Source organism: Nonomuraea sp. NPDC050540 (assembly GCF_044457485.1).
Taxonomy (GTDB): Bacteria; Actinomycetota; Actinomycetes; order Streptosporangiales; family Streptosporangiaceae; genus Nonomuraea.
This window is the reverse complement of the sequence record NZ_JBITHA010000056.1, coordinates 1-1,238: the sequence shown is the minus strand read 5'-3', so window position 1 is coordinate 1,238 and position 1,238 is coordinate 1. Positions and strand designations below refer to the sequence as shown.

At 66.8% G+C, this 1,238-nt stretch carries 1 protein-coding gene; it reads left to right on the top strand.

Going from position 1 to position 1,238, the window contains the following annotated elements:
- Nucleotides 1-63: 63 nt before the first annotated feature.
- Nucleotides 64-1,230 (top strand): IS30 family transposase, encoded by a 1,167-nt coding sequence (locus ACIBI5_RS54275; RefSeq protein ID WP_397259674.1) that lies wholly within the window; start codon nt 64-66, stop codon nt 1,228-1,230.
- Nucleotides 1,231-1,238: the final 8 nt, after the last annotated feature.

Sequence of the window (1,238 nt, the reverse complement as noted above, 5' to 3'; positions counted from 1 at the left end):
AAACGATCTTGAGCTCAAGTGATCAGCGCATCGCATAATCGATCTTGTAGCGATGGGGGTCGCATGAGGGACTACGGGTTCTCGCCAGCTCAGCAGGATGAGATCTGGCACCGGTGGCGCGCGGGTGAGTCGTTCAACGCGATGGGGCGGGCGCTGGGCGTGCCCATGCATCACGTTCGTAGCTTTCTCGCGCAGACCGGCGGCATTCGGCACAAGCCTCAAGGGCGCTCTGCCGGGCACTTGTCCTGCGCCGAGCGGGAGGAGATCTCCCGCGGGCTGGCCGCCGGCCTCTCCGCTCGCGTCCTGGCTCGGAGACTGGGCCGGGCCTCCTCGACGATCTCACGTGAGATCGCACGTAACGGCGGACGCTTCGCCTATCGCGCCGTCATCGCTGATCAGGCCGCCTACCGGCGTGCGCGCCGCCCCAAGCCCACCAAGCTGGCTCGCCATCCAGCGCTGCGCGCGATCGTGCAGGACAAGCTCGCCCTGCGCTGGTCACCCGAGCAGATCTCCGGATGGCTGCGCCGAACCTTCCCGCTCGCGCCAGACCTGCAGATCTCGCACGAGGCGATCTACCTGTCGCTGTTCGATCCCCGGCGCCGGCGCAGCATCGACCGGACGCTGACCCGGCAGTTGCGGAGCGCCCGCCCCATGCGCCACCCGAAAGGAGCAAAGCAGCGCACCGGCCGCGGCGTCATCCGTGACATGGTCTCCATCAGCGCTCGCCCCGCCGAGGTCGATGACCGCACGCTGCCCGGCCACTGGGAGGGTGACCTCCTCATGGGCACACGTCCGTCGGCGATCGCCACGCTCGTTGAGCGCACCAGCCGATTCACCGCCCTGGTCGCCCTTCCCGATGGCATCAAGGCCCACGAGGTCCGGCCCTACCTCACCCGCCAGCTGCTGCACATCCCTGAACCGCTTCGGCGGAGTCTGACCTGGGATCGCGGCCGTGAGATGGCCGAGCACCAAGCGCTCGCCGCTGACACCGGGGTCCGGATCTACTTCTGCCATAAGCGCAGTCCCTGGGAGCGCGGAACCAACGAGAACACGAACGGGCTCCTTCGGCAGTACATGCCCAAGAACGCCGACCTGCGCAAGTTCGACCAACCCGACCTTGATTGGATCGCCGCGGAACTCAACGACCGTCCACGGCGCATCCTGGGCTATCGGTCACCATCTGAGGTCTATTCTGGCCTTCTGACCAGCGGTGATGCGCTGACCCTTTGAGACCGTCA

What these genes read in the sequence shown, in the direction of transcription:
- ACIBI5_RS54275 (WP_397259674.1), top strand. Translation starts at nt 64, where the DNA reads ATGAGGGACTACGGGTTCTCGCCAGCTCAGCAGGATGAGATCTGGCAC.